Genomic DNA, 15,440 nt, shown 5'->3' on the forward strand with positions numbered 1-15,440 from the left:
CTGTGGGTGAAAGGAGAGGGTCCGGAATTCGGTGCCGGATGACCGCTCAGCCTTTCGTAAATGACAGGGGTTTGTAGAGAGTTGGCGGAGGGCGTTGTGCCGCCACGGCACAAACCCGCCATCAACCGGGATCCGCCACGGCGGACGAACCCGTGGAAACCGGGGCGAGTTCGCGGTCCGGGCGGGTCAGCCCTCCTTCGTGCGGGCGTAGTGGCGGGAGGCCTTGGCCCGGTTCCCGCAGATCGCCATCGAGCACCAGCGGCGGGTGCCGTTCCGCGAGGTGTCGAAGAAGTGCAGGATGCACGCCTCGTGGGCGCAGGCGCGGATCCGGTCGGGAGCGGTGCGCAGCAGGTCGAGGTAGTCGCGCGCGGCGGTCCAGCCGGGCCCCCAGGACGGGTCCGGGAACTCGGCCTCCTCGCCGGGGCCCGCGGTGGTGAGCGTGGCCCTGATGCGGCCGTGGCCGAGGACCGCGTCGACCCGCGCGGTGGCGGCGGGGTCGCCGGGGCGGTCGACGAGCCCGGCGAGCGCGTCCCGGGCGGCGAGGGTGTGCCGCAGCGTGGTGGCGTCCGCGGCGAACCGTCGCTCCAGCCGGTTGGAGGCGAGCCAGACGGCGAGCCCGTCGATGTCGGCGAGCAGGTCCTGCCGGACCCCCTCCTCGTTCCAGCGGGTGTTGAGCAGGTCCAGGGAGAGCGGTTCGCCGACGAGCGGCCGTGGGTCGACGACGGTCATGCGGACACCCTCCTCGGTGAGCTAACCCCTCAAGAGTACGTGACCGGTTGACGCCGCTCGCTTATAACCTCTAAAGTCGAAGTAAGAGGTTAGCCCAAGGGGGCGAGCCACGACAGAGACGGAACCCTCATGTCCGCGATCGGCACACTCGCCACCCACCACGTCGGCCTCAACGTCACCGACCTGGACCGCTCGCTCGCCTTCTACGGCGACGTCCTCGGCTTCGACGTCCTCGGCGAGGGCGACGAGGACGGCAGCCGCTTCGCCTTCCTCGGCAGGGACGGCGGCCTCGTCCTCACCCTCTGGCAGCAGGCCGACGCCGACTACGCCCCCGCCCGCGCCGGCCTCCACCACCTCGCCTTCGAAGCCGAGTCCCTCGACCACGTCCGCGCCGCCGAAGCCGCCCTCATCGCCCGCGGCGCCACCTTCGCCCACGACGGCGTCGTCGCCCACCGCGAAGGCGCCACCTCCGGCGGCATCTTCTTCCACGACCCCGACGGCACCCGCCTCGAAATCTCCGTCCCCAAGGGCCTCGAAGCCGCCGAAGCCCCCTCGTCCACGGCCCCGACCTGCGGCTTCTTCTAACCGCCACGGTCGCGCCCCCCCCCTTCCGCAGGACGGAACGTGTGGGCGCGACCGGAACGCGCCCCCGCGCCAGGGCCCGCTCCCGCTCCCGCACCCCGAGACCCCGCACCCCAGGAGGCCCCCCGTGACCACCGCGTACCACCCCGGCTCCCTCGCCGTACAGGCGCGCGAGGGCGTCCGGCAGCTCGCCGACCACGTGGGCCGCTCCATCACCCCCGGCATCCGCCCCGTCGCCGCCGCCTTCCTGGAAGCCCAGCCCATGCTCGCCGTCGGCGCCGCCGACGCCGACGGCCGCGTCTGGTCGAGCCTCCTCACCGGCCCGCCCGGCTTCACCCGCGCCACCGGACCCCGCACCGTCTCCGTCGCCGGCGGCATCCCCGCCCACGACCCGCTGGCGGACGCCGTCACCGCCGACGGCACCCCCGTCGGGACGATCGCCCTCGACCCCCGCACCCGCCGCCGCATGCGCCTCAACGGCATCGCCCGCCCCAGCGCCCGCGGCTTCACGATCGAGGCCGAGCAGGTCTTCTCCAACTGCCCGAAATACCTCCAGAAGCGGGAGCTGTACGGCTCCGATCCCGCCGGCCGCACCGAGGCGGGCGCCGTGCGGCAGGGTGACGCGCTCACCCCCGACCAGGTGCGCCGCATCCGCACCGCCGACACGTTCTTCGTCGCCACCGCCGCACCCGACGGCGTCGACACGAGCCACCGCGGCGGCATGCCGGGCTTCGTCCGCGTCGACGGGCCCCGCGAGCTCAGCTGGCGGGACTACCCCGGCAACGCCATGTTCCTGACCCTGGGCAACCTGGAGTCGGACGGCCGCTCCGGCCTGCTCTTCCTCGACTGGGAGACCGGCGTCACCCTCCAGCTCAGCGGACGCGCGCACACCGAGTACGGCCCCGAGGGCCGCGTCACCCGCTTCCGCGTCGACCGCACGGTCGAGACCCCGGCCGGCAGCCCCCTGCGCTGGTCGGCCCCGGAGTACTCCCCGGCCAACCCGACGGAACCGTGACCTCGTCGCACCCACCCCGCCCAGGGCCTTCGCCCGCACCGGCACGAACCCGCACCCCTGGAGGCCCCGTGACCACGACCGCTCTCGCCTCGACCGCGGCCGCCCCCGAAGCGCCCGCCACCCCGCCCGGCCGGCGCAGGCCCCCCGCCCGCCCCCGCCCCGCCGTCCTCCTCACCGCGACCGCCGCCAGCGTGACCGCCCTCCTCCTCCTGGCGGCGGTCGGCACCCTCCTCCACGAGCCGCTGCTCATCCCCCCGCTCGCCGCCAGCATGGCCCTGGTGGCGGGCGCCCCCGACCTGCCGCTGTCCCAGCCGCGCTCGGTGGTGGGCGGCCAACTCCTCTCCGCCCTGACCGGGTTCGCCGTCCTCGCGGTGGCGGGCCCCGGCCTGTGGGGCGCCGCCGTCGCGGGCGGGCTCGCCCTCGGGGTGATGACGGCCGCCCGCACCCCGCACTCGCCCGCGGCGGCCACGGCCGTCATCGTCGCCCTCCAGGGCCCGCCCTTCTGGGCGTTTATCGGCCTTCTCGCCCTCGCCTCCCTCCTCCTGGTCGCCGTCGGGCTCGGAGCGGGCCGTGCCACGGGGCGGACGTATCCCGTGTACTGGTTCTAACCTCGTGGCATGCAGCAGGAGTTGAGGGTGGCGGCCTACGCCGTGTGTGTCCGGGGCGAGGAGATACTGCTCGCCCGCTGGGTCGCCAAGGACGGCGTCAAGCGGTGGACCCTGCCGGGCGGCGGCATGGACCACGGCGAGGATCCCGTCCGCACCGTCGTCCGCGAGGTCGAGGAGGAGACCGGCTATCTGACCGAGCCCACCGCCCTCCTCGGCATCGACTCCATCCGGCGCTCCTGGCTCCGCCGGCTCGGCGGCCCCGGTGACTGGCAGGGCCTACGGATCCTGTACGAGGCACGGATCACCGGCGGTTCCCTGCGGAACGAGGAGGGCGGCTCCACCGACCTCGCCGCCTGGTTCCCGCTCGACGCGGTGCCCTCCCTCACCCGTGTCGAACTCGTCGACATCGGCCTCCAGCTCTGGCGCGACCGGCCGCCCCTGGGGCAGTCGCCGCTCAGCGACCCGGCGAACGGCTGACCCTCCGCCGGAAGGCCGAAAAGGGCCCAACCGTCACGAGCGCGATCAACCCCCCGCACCCACCCGCGGTCCCCTCCCCCGACCGCAGCACACGACCAGGGGAGCACCGCATGTCAGCCGCACGTACCGTCGTCGCCGCCACCCTCGTGGCGGGCCTCGCCGCCACCGCCCTCGCCGCGCCCGCCCTCGCGGCACCGGCACACCGGCAGGACCACGCGGCCACCCGGCAGGCACTCCAGGCCGCCGTCGCCGCCGGAGTGCCCGGCGCCGTCGCCCAGGCCCGCGACGGCCGCGACCGGTGGACCGGCACCGCCGGAGAGCGGAAGGGCAACGACCGTTTCAGGGTCGGCTCCATCACCAAGACCTTCACCGCCACCGTCCTCCTCCAGCTCCAGGCCGAGGGCCGCATCGACCTGGACGACCCGGTCGAGAAGTGGCTCCCCGGCGCCGTCCGCGGCAACGGCCACGACGGCCGGAAGATCACCGTGCGCCAGCTGCTCAACCACACCAGCGGCATCTACAGCTACACCGAGGACCCCGCCTTCCAGGAGCGGGTCTTCGGCGCCGGCTTCCTGGAGCACCGCTACGACACCTGGACCCCCGCACAGCTCGTCTCCGTCGCCATGACCCACCGGCCCGACTTCGCGCCCGGCACCGCCTGGAACTACTCCAACACCAACTTCGTCCTCGCCGGCATGGTGATCGAGAAGGTCACCGGCCGCCCCTACGGCAAGGCCGTCGAGAACCGCATCATCAAGCCGCTCAAGCTGCGCGCCACCACCGTCCCCGGGACCCGCACGGCCATGCCGGAGCCCAGCAGCCCGGCGTACTCCACGCTCTCCCGGGACGTGAACGCCCCCGTCCACGAGGTCTCCGACCTCAACCCGAGCATCGCGGGCGCGGCGGGCGAGATCATCTCCGACTCCCAGGACCTGCAGACCTTCTACCGGGCCCTGCTCAAGGGCCGGCTCCTCACGGAAGGCGGTCTCAAGGAGATGACCACCACCGTCGCGATCTCCCCCGAGTACCCGAACGTGGGCTACGGCCTCGGGCTCATGAAGCAGAAGCTCGGCTGCGGGAAGGAGGTCTGGGGCCACGGCGGCGGCATCCACGGCTCCTCCTCCCTGGCCCAGGCGACCCGCGACGGCGAGCACTCCCTCGCCGGCAACTTCAACGCCGACTGGACGGGCGACACCCAGGCGGTCGTCGAGGCCGAGTTCTGCGGCACCGTGCCGAAGAAGTAGCCGCTCACCGCGGCAGGACGACGACGTACGCGGCGGGCTGCCGGTCCGGCGCGGCCATCAGCGCCGTGCGGACCACGGTGGCCTGCTGGTCCATCGCCTCGCGCAGCTTGCGCGGGGTGAGGTGGACGACCGTGATGCCGAGCCGCTCCAGGTGCTCCCGCTTGCGGGTGTACTCGGACCAGAGCGCGTCGTCGTCCTGCCGCGGCGCCCGGGTGTCCAGCTCGACGGCGACCGCCTGGTCCGGCCAGTAGGCGTCGACACCGCCCAGATGAGGGCCGCCCGGCAGCCGCAGGTCCACGTTCCACCACGGGTCCGGGAGACCGAACTCCCGCACCATCTCGTACAGCCGCTCCTCGGAGAGCGACCGCCCCTCGGCGAGCAGCGCGTCCACCGCGTCCACCACGTGCGGCCGCGTCAGCAACCGGGCCCGGTTCAACTCCCGTACCACCGCGCCCGGTTCGCAGTGGCCGCCGCGGACCGCCTCGGTGAGCAGCCGGCGTACGGCCTCCGCGTCCGAGAGGCCCGACACCGCGTCGGCGACGGCGCGGGCGACCGGCGCGACGGGAAGGCCCGTGAGCTCCACCGGCTCCGGCGCCTCGGGCGCGCGCACCACCCGCACCCAGCCGGTCGACCGCAGCCGCCGGGTCCGCGGCACCAGCACGTCGATCCGCTCCAGGGCGGTGAGCGGGGGAGCGGACGAGAACCGGTGCAGGGTCAGGGCGGCGAGCCCGGTGATCATCGCGTCCGGCCCCTGCGCGGGCACGGTCGCGGTCCTGCGGGCGTAGAGCAGCGCGGCCTTCAGCCGGTCCTCGCTGGTGGGCTGCCCCGGGTGCAGCAGGAACACGCCGGGCAGCAGCTGCTGCCAGCCGCCCGGCCGGCAGTGCGCGGCGACCTCGGCGGCGGACATCCCCTGCGCCCTCAACTGGTCAGCCGACGCGAGGCGTTGTGCCCGGCCGGTACGGGAGGAGAGAGGGAGGGGGCGGGGGGTGATGGGGGTGTTGTGGTTCATGCCGGGGGTCTTCCGCTTCCGAAGGCTCCCCTAACCCCTGTTACACGCCCGTCGACATTCCGGGACAACCTCGCCCTAAAGTACGCGCGTTCGACTGCCGATGAGGGCCGCGACCCGCGCCCGTACCGCCGGTGACACCACGGCGGGGGCCACGACCCGCGCCCGTCCCCCGCCGAAACGACGGCGGGGGCCGCGGGCAGCGGCCCGCGACCCCCACCAGGACCCGGGTCCTGTCCGGGAAGCCCCGCCTACTCCGCGGCGCGCCCGTCGCACTCCTGCGCGCGGAGCGCCCGCGCCAGGTCGTCGCGGGCCTCCACGACGAGGCGGCGGAGGGCCGGAGCGGCGGACTCGTGCGCGGTCAGCCAGCCGTCCGCGGCGGCCAGCGTCGCCGCGTCGTCCTGGAGCCCCGGGAACAGGCCCCGGACCACGTCCATGCCGATCTGGATCGACCGGTCGGCCCACAGCTGCTGGATCGCGGCGAAGTACTTCTCCCCGTACGGGGCGATCAGTTCGCGCTGCGAGGGCTGGACGAAGCCCGTGATGGTCGCCTCGACCAGCGCGTTCGACAGGGTGTCCGACTCGACGACCTGCGCCCACGCCTGCGCCTTGACCGCCGCCGAGGGCCGCGAGGCGAGGAGGCGGACCTGGTGGCGCTTGCCCGTCGCCGTGTCGTCGCGGGCCAGCTCCGCGCCGATCCGGCCCTCGTCGGCGAGGCCGTGCACGACGAGCGGGGTGAGCAGCGCCCAGCGCAGCTCCTGGTCGACGTCGAGGCCGTCGATCTTCGCCGTACCGTCGAGCAGCCCCGCGAGGAGCTGGAAGTCGGCGTCGGAGGAGGAGGTCGCCGCGAAGAACCGCGCCCAGGTCAGCTGGTGCTCGCTGCCCGGCTCGGCCAGCCGCAGCTCGCGCAGACCGCCCTCGGCGAGCAGCCGCCCGCCCTCCTCGCGCCACTCGGGCGCCGCGTAGTGGGTCACCGCCGCCTTCGTCCAGGCGTGCACCATCTGGAGCACGCCGATGTCGGTCTCGCTGCCCGTGAAGGCGAGCGCGACGGAGACGAAGTCCCGGGCGGGCATCAGCCCGTCACGGGTCAGGTTCCACAGCGCGGACCAGCACAGGGCGCGGGCCAGCGGGTCGGTCATCGCGCCGAGGTGCGCGCGCACGGTGGCGAGCGAGCTCTCGTCGAAGCGGATCTTGCAGTAGGTGAGGTCGTCGTCGTTGACGAGCACCAGGTCGGGCTTCTCCCGGCCCGCGAGCTCGGTGACGACCGTCCGCGCGCCGGTGATGTCGGCCTCGGCCCGCGCGTACCGGACGAGCGCCCCGTCGGAGAGCCGGTAGAGACCGACCGCCGCCCGGTGCGGGCGCGGCTCGCCGCCCTCCTGGAGCACGGCGAGCTCGGTGATCCGGCCCTCGGCGTCGCAGGTGACGGCCGGCGTCAGGGTGTTCACGCCGGAGGTCTGCAGCCAGGACTTCGCCCAGGTCTTCATGTCGCGCCCGGAGGTCTCCTCCAGGATCGCGAGGAGGTCGGCGAGCCGCGTGTTCCCGTAGGCGTGGCGCTTGAAGTAGCGGCGCGCGCCCTCCAGGAACGCGTCCCGGCCGGCGTACGCGACGAGCTGCTTGAGGACCGACGCGCCCTTGGCGTAGGTGATGCCGTCGAAGTTGAGCTTGGCGTCCTCCAGGTCACGGATGTCGGCCGTGATCGGGTGGGTGGACGGCAGCTGGTCGGCGCGGTACGCCCAGGACTTGCGGTTGTTGGCGAAGGTCACCCAGCTGTTGGTGAAGCGGGTGGCCTCGGCGTTCACGAAGGAGCCCATGAAGTCCGCGAAGGACTCCTTCAGCCACAGGTCGTCCCACCACACCATGGTGACCAGGTCGCCGAACCACATGTGCGCCATCTCGTGGAGGATGACGTTGGCCCGGCTCTCGTACTGCGCCTGGGTGACCTTGCCCCGGTAGATGTACTCCTCGCGGAAGGTCACCATGCCCGGGTTCTCCATCGCGCCGAGGTTGTACTCGGGGACGAAGGCCTGGTCGTACTTCCCGAAGGGGTACGGGTAGTCGAAGTTGTCGTGGAAGAAGTCGAAGCCCTGCTTGGTGATCAGGAAGACGTCGTCCGCGTCGAAGTGCTTCGCCAGCGACTTGCGGCACATCGCGCCGAGCGGGATCTCCAGGTCGCCGCGCGTGTAGTTGTCGGTCACGTAGTGGTACGGGCCCGCCACGACACAGGTGATGTACGTCGAGATCGGCGCCGTCTCGGCGAACCGCCACACGCCGTCGGCGTCCTGCTCCCCGGCGCCGTTCGACCAGACCGTCCAGCCCTCGGGGGCGGTCACCGAGAAGCGGAACGGGGCCTTGAGGTCGGGCTGCTCGAAGTCGGCGTGCACCCGGCGGGCGTCGGACGGCTCGTACTGCGTGTAGAGGTAGACCTCGCCGTCCTCCGGGTCGACGAAGCGGTGCATGCCCTCGCCGGTCCGGCTGTAGGCGCACTGCGCGTCCACGACGAGCACGTTCTCGTCGGCGAGTCCGTCGAGCGCGATCCGCGCGCCGTCGAAGACGACCGCGGGGTCGAGCGCGCGGCCGTTGAGGGTGACCGCGTTCACGGAGGGCGCGATCAGGTCGACGAAGGTCGAGTCGCCCGCGCCGGTGCGGCGGAAGCGGATCGTCGTCTCCGAGCGGAAGGTGCGCACCGGTTCGGTGGAGTCGCCGACGGCCGAGCGGAGGTCGAGGAAGACCTCGTACCCGTCGACGGTCAGCAGCTCGGCCCGTTCCTGGGCCTCGTCGCGGGACAGATTCTCACCGGGCACGGTCACTCCTTCGTGGCACGTTCGAAACAGCAGCAATCCTCCCATGTACGGCTGTCGCACCCGACACGGGAATCCCGGCGCGCGGGAATGCCGTCACGTGTCCGCGGCGTTGCCTCCTTTCGGCGCACCACCTTCTTCCGACGGCCGTACCGAGGAGTGACATGTCCGAGAGCAGGACCACCGCCGACTTCTACTTCGACCCGCTGTGCCCGTGGGCCTGGATGACGTCCCGCTGGATGCTGGAGGTGGAGCAGGTCCGCCCGGTCGACGTGCGCTGGAAGGTCATGAGCCTGGCCGTCCTCAACGAGAACCGGCTCGACGAGGTCCCGCCGAAGTACCGGGAGATGCTGGAGACCCAGGCCTGGGGCCCGGTCCGCGTCGTCATAGCCGCCCAGCAGCTGCACGGCGACGAGGTCGTCGGCAAGCTCTACACGGCGCTCGGCACCCGCTTCCACAACAACGGCGAGGGCCCGACCCGCGAGGCCATCGCCGCCGCCCTCGCGGACGTCGGCCTCCCCGAGGACCTGGTGGAGTACGCCGACAAGGACACGTACGACACCGAGCTGCGCGCCTCCCACGAGGAGGGCATCGGCAAGGTCGGCCAGGACGTCGGCACCCCCGTCATCGCCGTACCGGGCCCGACGGGCGACGAGGTCGCCTTCTTCGGTCCCGTCGTCACCCCGACCCCGCGCGGCGACGCGGCCGCCCGCCTCTGGGACGGCACCCTGCTCGTGGCGTCGACCCCGGGCTTCTACGAGATCAAGCGCACCCGGACGGCGGCGCCCAGCTTCGAGTAGTCCTCCGCCCTCCGGACAGGGAAGAACCCCCGCGATTCAGGTCATCGCGGGGGTTCTTCCTTCATCCGCCTGCCCGGTGAAGGTGGAGAAGACGATCACGAGCAGGAGTCGGGGGTCAGAAGGAGATCAGCGGTACGGAGGCCTTGGCGGCGCGGTGGCGCCTGCTGACGTCCTGCCAGTCGACGACCTGCCACATGGCCTCGATGAAGTCGACCTTCTGGTTCTTGTACTGGAGGTAGAAGGCGTGCTCCCAGGCGTCGAAGACCAGGATCGGGACCGAGCCCTGGCCGACGTTGCCCTGGTGGTCGTAGACCTGCTCGACGATGAGCCGGCCGCTGATCGGCTCGTAGGCGAGGACGCCCCAGCCGGAGCCCTGGGTGGTCGCGGCGGCCTTGGTCAGCTGGGCCTTGAACCCGGCGAAGGAGCCGAAGGACTCGGTGATCGCGTCCGCGAGGTCGCCGACGCCGTCGGCGGCCAGCGGCTCGCCGCCGCCTCCGTCCTTCGGGCTGCTCATGTTGTTCCAGTAGATGGAGTGCAGGATGTGGCCGGAGAGGTGGAACGCGAGGCTCTTCTCCAGGCCGTTGACCGCGCCCCACTGGTCCTTGTCGCGCGCCTCCGCCAGCTGCTCCAGCGTGTCGTTCGCACCCTTGACGTAGGCGGCGTGGTGCTTGTCGTGGTGCAGCTCGATGATCTGCGGACTGATCACCGGCTCCAGCGCCGCGTAGTCGTACGGCAGCTCGGGAAGTGTGTAGATCGCCATGTGCCCGGCCCCTTCGCCTGCTTATTGCAAGTCATGTGCAAGTGCAGGCTAACAGTAGTTGATCTACCGGAGCATGAAGAGACCCCCGGACCGAGTGGTGGTCCGGGGGTCGCCGTACGGGGGAGGGGTCAGGAAGCCCGGCCCGCCGCCTTCTGCCGCACGAAGCCGACGGCGGCCAGCAGCAGCGTCAGCCCGCCCGTCCAGTACAACTGCACGCGGGTGCCCTCCTCGCGGGCCATCAGGAAGAAGATCGCCGCCATTCCGGCCAGCGCCACCCAGGTCAGGACCGGGAAGGCCCACATGCGCACGACCAGCTTCTCGGGCGCCTCGCGCTCGGTCCGGCGGCGCAGCACCAGCTGCGAGGCGGCGATGAAGAACCAGACGACCAGGATGATCGCGCCGATCGTGTTGAGCAGCCAGATGAAGATGTCGTCCGGCCGCCAGTAGCTGAGCAGCACGCAGCCGAAGCCGAAGACCGAGGAGACGAGCACGGCCGGGCGGGGCACGCCGCCGTAGAGCCGGCCCAGCGCCTTCGGGCCCTGGCCGCGCGCGACGAGCGAGCCGGCCATGCGGGAGGCGCCGTAGACGTTGGCGTTCATCGCCGACAGCAGGGCGACCAGCACGACCACGTTCATGATCTGGCCGGCCCCGGAGATGCCCAGGTGGTCGAGGGTGGCGACGTACGGGCCCTTCTCGACGACCGCCTTGTCGCCCCACGGGACGAGGGTCACGATGACCGCCATCGAGCCGATGTAGAAGAGCGCGATCCGCCACATCGCCGTACGGACGGCCTTGGCGACGCCCTGCACCGGGTGCTCGGACTCGGCGGCCGCGATGGTGACCGTCTCCAGGCCGCCGTACGCGAAGACCGAGGCGAGCAGACCCACGATCAGGCCCTCGGAGCCGTGCGGGAAGAAGCCGCCGTCACCGGTGAGGTTCGCGGTGCCGGGAGCGTCCGTGCCGGGCAGGACGCCGACGATGGCGAGGACGCCGATGCCGAGGAAGAGGACGATCGCGCCGACCTTCAGCGCGGCGAACCAGAACTCGAACTCGCCGAAGTTCTTCACCGCCGCCAGGTTGGTGGCGCAGAAGACCACCATGAAGAGCGCGACCCAGGCCCACTCGGGGCTGCCGGGGAACCAGCCCGTCATGATCTTCGCGGCGCCGATGCCCTCCAGGCCGACGGCGACGCAGAGCAGGAACCAGAAGGCCCAGCCCGAGGTGAAGCCCGCCCAGGACCCGAAGGCCCGCTCGGCGTGCACGGAGAAGGAGCCGGAGGCCGGGTTCGCCGCCGACATCTCGCCGAGCATCCGCATCACGAGCATCACGAGGACGCCCGAGATGGCGTAGGCGATCACGATCGACGGGCCGGCGGCGGCGATGCCGGCGCCGGACCCGACGAAGAGTCCGGCGCCGATGACGCCGCCGAGGGCGATCATCGAGAGGTGGCGCTGCTTGAGGCCGTGCGAGAGGCCCTCGGCGGGTGCGGTCGCGCCGTCCTTGCGGTCGGCCGGCGCGGGCGCGGTGGTCCGAGACATGGGCGAGCCCTGTTCACTAGCTGAGACGGGAGCAGCCCACAGTCTGGGCGGGCACGCCGTTCAGAGGGAACATGTGTCCGCTATACGGGCACGACCTTCACACAAAGTGAAGGATCATGCCCGCTTCGTGCGCAGCTCCCGCACCCACGCCACCAGCAGCACCGCACCGGTCGCCGCCGACGACCACAGCACCTGCGGCCGCGCCCCGTCGTCGTACAGCATCAGGACGAGCACCGCCGCCATCGCGGCCAGCGCCACCCACGTCAGCCAGGGGAAGCCCCACATCCGCAGCGTCAGCGTCTCCGGAGCCTCGCGCTCGATCCGGCGCCGCAGCCGCAGCTGCGAGACCGCGATCAGCGCCCAGACGAACAGCAGCACCGCGCCGACCGCGTTCAGCATGTACAGGAAGACGGAATCCGGCCACTTCAGATTGAGCAGGACGGAGACGAAGCCGAAGGCCACCGAGGCGAGCACCGCCCGGCGCGGCACGCCTCCGCCCGAGGTCCTCAGCAGCCCCTTCGGTGCCTCCCCGCGCTCCGCGAGCGAGAACACCATCCGGGACGACCCGTACAGGTTCGCGTTCAGCGCCGAGAGCAGCGCCACGAACACCACCACGTTCATGATCTGGCCCGCGGCGGGCACCCCGATCGCGTCCAGGACCGCCACGTACGGCGACTCGCCGGGCTTCATCGACGTCCACGGCAGCAGGGTCACGATGACCAGCATCGAGCCCACGTAGAAGAGGAGGATCCGCCAGACCGCGCTGCGCACCGCCCGCGCCACGTTCCGCGCCGGGTCGTCCGACTCGGCCGCCGCGATCGTGACGACCTCCAGGCCGCCGAAGGCGAACACGACCGCGAGCACCCCGGAGACCACCCCGGACCAGCCGTTCGGCAGGAACCCGCCCTGCCCGGTCAGGTTGGCCATGCCCACCGGATCGGTGTCGGGCAGCCAGCCGACGATCGCCAGCACGCCCAGGACCAGGAAGAGGACGATCGCGCCGACCTTCAGCGCCGCGAACCAGAACTCGAACTCGCCGAAGTTCTTCACCGCCGCCAGGTTGGCGACGGTGAACACGACCATGAAGACCAGCACCCAGCCCCACTGCGGGACCTCCGGCGCCCAGCCGTTCGCGATCCGCGCCGCGCCCGTCGCCTCCACGGCGAGGACCACCACGAGCAGGAACCAGTACAGCCAGCCCACCGAGAAGCCGGCCCACCGGCCGAGCGCCCGCTCGGCGTGCACCGAGAAGGCCCCCGACGCGGGCATCGCCGCCGACATCTCGCCCAGCATCCGCATGACCAGCATCGCCAGCGCGCCGGCGATCAGATACGAGACCACGATGCCGGGTCCGGCGACGGCGATGCCCGCGCCCGAGCCGACGAAGAGCCCCGCGCCGATCACCCCGCCGAGCCCCAGCATCGTCAGGTGACGCTGCTTCAGACCGTGGGAGAGGGGCTCCGGTTCGGGGGCGAGGGAGTCGTGCATGCGGGGGCTCGTGCTCTCTGACGGTTTATGGAGACTCCACAGTCTCTCCAGCGGACACCCTCTGGCGCAAAAGGGACCTCGCCGCACGAGTCCCTAGTGACAAGCGTCACGTGGCGCGCCGCATGATCGACGGGGTTTGTTCGATCTCCACGAAGCGCTCGACCGCCGCTTTGTGGGCGGCTGACGGTGATCGGGCGTTCACTCCTGGCATACCGTCAACCTGTCCCTCCCACCCTCACCCTCGCGGAGTACCGATGAGCACCGCCGCCGCCCCCGCCCGTACCCTCCGTGCGGGCACCGTCCTCGCCGACCTGATCCCGTCGAGCCGCACCCGCGACATCGCGCTGGTCGTCGGCGGCGCCGCCCTCACCGGTCTCGCCGCGCAGCTCTCGGTCCCGGTCCCCGGCTCCCCGGTCCCCGTCTCGGGCCAGACCTTCGCCGCCCTGCTCGTCGGCACCGCGCTCGGCGCCCGCCGCGGCTTCCTCGCCCTCGCGCTGTACGCGGTGGCCGGCATGGCGGGCGTGCCGTGGTTCGCGCAGGCCACCTCGGGCTACGGCATGCCGTCCTTCGGCTACATCCTCGGCATGCTCCTCGCCTCGACCGTCGTCGGCGCCCTCGCCCGCCGCGGCGCCGACCGCTCGGTGCTCCGCACCGCCGGCGCCATGGTCCTCGGCTCCGCGATCATCTACGCCGTCGGCGTGCCCTACCTGGCCCTCGCCACCGGCATGACGCTCGGCCAGGCCGTCGCCGCCGGCCTCACCCCCTTCCTCATCGGCGACGCCCTCAAGGCCGCCCTCGCCATGGGCGCCCTCCCGGCCGCCTGGAAGCTCGTCGGCCGCAAGGGCTGAGCCCCGCACGCACGCGAGAGGGCCCGCCGTTCCCCGGGGAACGGCGGGCCCTCTCGCGTGCGGTCCGTGCGGACCTACGCGGTCACACGTGCTCGGAGAGCTCCGCGGGCCGGTCGGCCTTGCCGAAGCGCTGGCGCACCAGCGAGATCGCGATGACGAGCGCGGCGACGAGCAGGGAGAGTACGACCTGGTCGCGGTTGCTGCCGCCGTCGTACACCATGTAGCCGAGGACGCCGACGATCATGACGATCGTCGCCCACGTCAGGTACGGGAACAGCCACATCCGCACCACGAGCTTCTCCGGGGACTCGCGCAGGATGATGCCGCGCATCCGCAGCTGGGTCACGCAGATGACCAGCCACACGAAGAGCGCGACCGCGCCGGAGGAGTTCAGCAGGAAGGCGAAGACGGTGTCCGGCCACTTGTAGTTGAAGAAGACCGCGACGAAGCCGAAGACGACGGAGCCGAGGATCGCCGCCGTCGGCACGCCCCGCGCGTTGGTCTTCGCGAAGGCCTTCGGCGCGTCGCCGCGCCGGCCGAGCGAGAACGCCATGCGGGAGGCCGTGTAGAGGCCCGAGTTCAGGCAGGACAGGACGGCCGTCAGGACGATCACGTTCATGATCTGGCCGGCGTGCGCGATGCCGATGGAGTCGAGGGCGGCGACGTACGAGCCCTTGTCGACGATCGACTTGTCGTTCCACGGCAGCAGCGTCAGGACGACGAAGATCGAGCCCAGGTAGAAGACGCCGATCCGCCAGATCACGCTGTTGGTGGCCTTCGTGACCGCCTTCTGCGGGTCCTCGGACTCGCCGGCGGCCAGCGTGACGATCTCACTGCCCATGAACGAGAAGACGACCATCAGCACACCGGTGAGGACCGCCCCCGCACCCATCGGGAAGAAGCCCCCGCTGTCGGTGAGGTGCGCGAATCCCGCGCCCGGGTTGTCCGAGCCGGGGAGCACGCCGAAGACGGCGAGCATGCCGATGACGACGAAGGCGCCGATGGCGACGACCTTGATGCCGGCGAACCAGAACTCGAACTCGCCGTACGAGGCGACCGAGCCGAGGTTGGTCGCGGTCAGCACCACCATCACGATGAGCGCCCAGCCCCACTGCGGCACGGACGGGACCCAGCTCTCCAGGATCTTGGCACCCGCGGTCGCCTCGACGGCGAGGACGACGACCCAGAAGAACCAGTAGAGCCAGCCGATGCTGAATCCGGCCCAGCGGCCCAGGGCGCGGTCCGCGTAGGCGGAGAAGGAGCCGGAGGACGGCCGGGCGGCGGCCATCTCGCCGAGCATCCGCATCACGAAGACGACCATGGCGCCGACGAGTGCGTACGAGAGGAGGATCGCGGGGCCGGCCGCGGCGATGCCGGAACCGGAGCCGACGAAGAGGCCGGCGCCGATGACGCCGCCGATCGCGATCATCGACAGGTGGCGGTTCTTGAGTCCGGCCTTGAGGCCGTCGGAGGACTGCGGAGTTCCGGTGGTGCCGGTCTCCTGGCCGTCCTTCGTCAGGGTCGGTTGCGTGTTCATCAACGCTTCC

Annotated in this window: 14 protein-coding genes; 7 read left to right on the forward strand and 7 right to left on the reverse strand. The window is 71.8% G+C overall.

Translation table 11 applies throughout. The annotated features are described in order from the left end of the window. Window positions 1–186: 186 nt before the first annotated feature. The gene (locus MRBLMG1_RS34480; protein WP_367828090.1) at window positions 187–729 is read right to left on the reverse strand and encodes a CGNR zinc finger domain-containing protein; all 543 of its coding nucleotides are present in this window, start codon (window positions 727–729) and stop codon (window positions 187–189) included. A gap of 129 nt (window positions 730–858) precedes the next feature. Here MRBLMG1_RS34480 and MRBLMG1_RS34485 point away from each other — a divergent pair, with 129 nt between their 5' ends. The 5 genes from MRBLMG1_RS34485 (at window position 859) to MRBLMG1_RS34505 (ending at window position 4,655) form a co-directional block, all read left to right on the forward strand. Next, on the forward strand, window positions 859–1,314 hold the full coding sequence (locus MRBLMG1_RS34485) for a VOC family protein (protein ID WP_367828091.1): 456 nt from the start codon (window positions 859–861) through the stop codon (window positions 1,312–1,314). Window positions 1,315–1,438: 124 nt separating this feature from the next. Continuing rightward, window positions 1,439–2,326, forward strand: a complete 888-nt coding sequence (locus tag MRBLMG1_RS34490) for a pyridoxamine 5'-phosphate oxidase family protein (protein ID WP_367828092.1) — start codon at window positions 1,439–1,441, stop codon at window positions 2,324–2,326. Between the two features lie 68 nt (window positions 2,327–2,394). Further along, a complete protein-coding gene (locus MRBLMG1_RS34495; protein ID WP_367828093.1) occupies window positions 2,395–2,934 on the forward strand; it encodes an HPP family protein in 540 nt (179 codons plus the stop codon). Between the two features lie 9 nt (window positions 2,935–2,943). Continuing rightward, window positions 2,944–3,411: an NUDIX hydrolase gene (locus MRBLMG1_RS34500; RefSeq protein ID WP_367828094.1), complete on the forward strand. Its 468-nt coding sequence runs from the start codon at window positions 2,944–2,946 to the stop codon at window positions 3,409–3,411. A gap of 110 nt (window positions 3,412–3,521) precedes the next feature. Then, window positions 3,522–4,655: a serine hydrolase domain-containing protein gene (locus tag MRBLMG1_RS34505; protein WP_367828095.1), complete on the forward strand. Its 1,134-nt coding sequence runs from the start codon at window positions 3,522–3,524 to the stop codon at window positions 4,653–4,655. Between the two features lie 4 nt (window positions 4,656–4,659). Here the strand turns inward: MRBLMG1_RS34505 and MRBLMG1_RS34510 are convergent, their stop codons facing one another. Both MRBLMG1_RS34510 and pepN read right to left on the reverse strand, forming a co-directional pair. Then, window positions 4,660–5,664: a hypothetical protein gene (locus tag MRBLMG1_RS34510; protein ID WP_367828096.1), complete on the reverse strand. Its 1,005-nt coding sequence runs from the start codon at window positions 5,662–5,664 to the stop codon at window positions 4,660–4,662. A 248-nt stretch (window positions 5,665–5,912) separates the two neighbouring features. Further along, window positions 5,913–8,462 carry an aminopeptidase N gene (pepN, locus tag MRBLMG1_RS34515; RefSeq protein ID WP_367828097.1) on the reverse strand — a complete coding sequence of 850 codons (2,550 nt, stop codon included), beginning with the start codon at window positions 8,460–8,462 and terminating at the stop codon, window positions 5,913–5,915. 161 nt (window positions 8,463–8,623) lie between these two features. Between pepN and MRBLMG1_RS34520 the strand changes: the two genes are divergently transcribed. Further along, a complete protein-coding gene (locus MRBLMG1_RS34520; RefSeq protein ID WP_367828098.1) occupies window positions 8,624–9,259 on the forward strand; it encodes a DsbA family protein in 636 nt (211 codons plus the stop codon). Window positions 9,260–9,374: 115 nt separating this feature from the next. Here the strand turns inward: MRBLMG1_RS34520 and MRBLMG1_RS34525 are convergent, their stop codons facing one another. The 3 genes from MRBLMG1_RS34525 to MRBLMG1_RS34535 all read right to left on the reverse strand — a co-directional run bounded on the left by MRBLMG1_RS34525 (window position 9,375) and on the right by MRBLMG1_RS34535 (window position 13,045). Beyond that, complete coding sequence (locus tag MRBLMG1_RS34525; protein WP_367828099.1) at window positions 9,375–10,019, reverse strand: superoxide dismutase; 645 nt, start codon at window positions 10,017–10,019, stop codon at window positions 9,375–9,377. 128 nt (window positions 10,020–10,147) lie between these two features. Further along, on the reverse strand, window positions 10,148–11,557 hold the full coding sequence (locus tag MRBLMG1_RS34530; protein WP_367828100.1) for an amino acid permease: 1,410 nt from the start codon (window positions 11,555–11,557) through the stop codon (window positions 10,148–10,150). 114 nt (window positions 11,558–11,671) lie between these two features. Beyond that, window positions 11,672–13,045: an amino acid permease gene (locus MRBLMG1_RS34535; RefSeq protein WP_367828101.1), complete on the reverse strand. Its 1,374-nt coding sequence runs from the start codon at window positions 13,043–13,045 to the stop codon at window positions 11,672–11,674. Window positions 13,046–13,299: 254 nt separating this feature from the next. Here MRBLMG1_RS34535 and MRBLMG1_RS34540 point away from each other — a divergent pair, with 254 nt between their 5' ends. Next, window positions 13,300–13,893: a biotin transporter BioY gene (locus tag MRBLMG1_RS34540; RefSeq protein ID WP_367828102.1), complete on the forward strand. Its 594-nt coding sequence runs from the start codon at window positions 13,300–13,302 to the stop codon at window positions 13,891–13,893. Window positions 13,894–13,975: 82 nt separating this feature from the next. Here MRBLMG1_RS34540 and MRBLMG1_RS34545 read toward each other — a convergent pair whose 3' ends face one another. After that, window positions 13,976–15,430, reverse strand: coding sequence for an amino acid permease (locus tag MRBLMG1_RS34545; protein ID WP_367828103.1), 1,455 nt, complete (start codon window positions 15,428–15,430; stop codon window positions 13,976–13,978). Window positions 15,431–15,440 lie beyond the last annotated feature (10 nt).

Source organism: Streptomyces sp. LMG1-1-1.1 (assembly GCF_040815545.1).
GTDB lineage: Bacteria > Actinomycetota > Actinomycetes > Streptomycetales > Streptomycetaceae > Streptomyces.

Bases quoted from the DNA above. Each gene is read 5' to 3' on its own strand.
- MRBLMG1_RS34480 (WP_367828090.1), bottom strand. From the start codon at position 729: ATGACCGTCGTCGACCCACGGCCGCTCGTCGGCGAACCGCTCTCCCTG.
- MRBLMG1_RS34485 (WP_367828091.1), top strand. From the start codon at position 859: ATGTCCGCGATCGGCACACTCGCCACCCACCACGTCGGCCTCAACGTC.
- MRBLMG1_RS34500 (WP_367828094.1), top strand. From the start codon at position 2,944: ATGCAGCAGGAGTTGAGGGTGGCGGCCTACGCCGTGTGTGTCCGGGGC.
- MRBLMG1_RS34505 (WP_367828095.1), top strand. From the start codon at position 3,522: ATGTCAGCCGCACGTACCGTCGTCGCCGCCACCCTCGTGGCGGGCCTC.
- MRBLMG1_RS34510 (WP_367828096.1), bottom strand. From the start codon at position 5,664: ATGAACCACAACACCCCCATCACCCCCCGCCCCCTCCCTCTCTCCTCC.
- MRBLMG1_RS34520 (WP_367828098.1), top strand. From the start codon at position 8,624: ATGTCCGAGAGCAGGACCACCGCCGACTTCTACTTCGACCCGCTGTGC.
- MRBLMG1_RS34525 (WP_367828099.1), bottom strand. From the start codon at position 10,019: ATGGCGATCTACACACTTCCCGAGCTGCCGTACGACTACGCGGCGCTG.
- MRBLMG1_RS34530 (WP_367828100.1), bottom strand. From the start codon at position 11,557: ATGTCTCGGACCACCGCGCCCGCGCCGGCCGACCGCAAGGACGGCGCG.
- MRBLMG1_RS34535 (WP_367828101.1), bottom strand. From the start codon at position 13,045: ATGCACGACTCCCTCGCCCCCGAACCGGAGCCCCTCTCCCACGGTCTG.
- MRBLMG1_RS34540 (WP_367828102.1), top strand. From the start codon at position 13,300: ATGAGCACCGCCGCCGCCCCCGCCCGTACCCTCCGTGCGGGCACCGTC.
- MRBLMG1_RS34545 (WP_367828103.1), bottom strand. From the start codon at position 15,430: ATGAACACGCAACCGACCCTGACGAAGGACGGCCAGGAGACCGGCACC.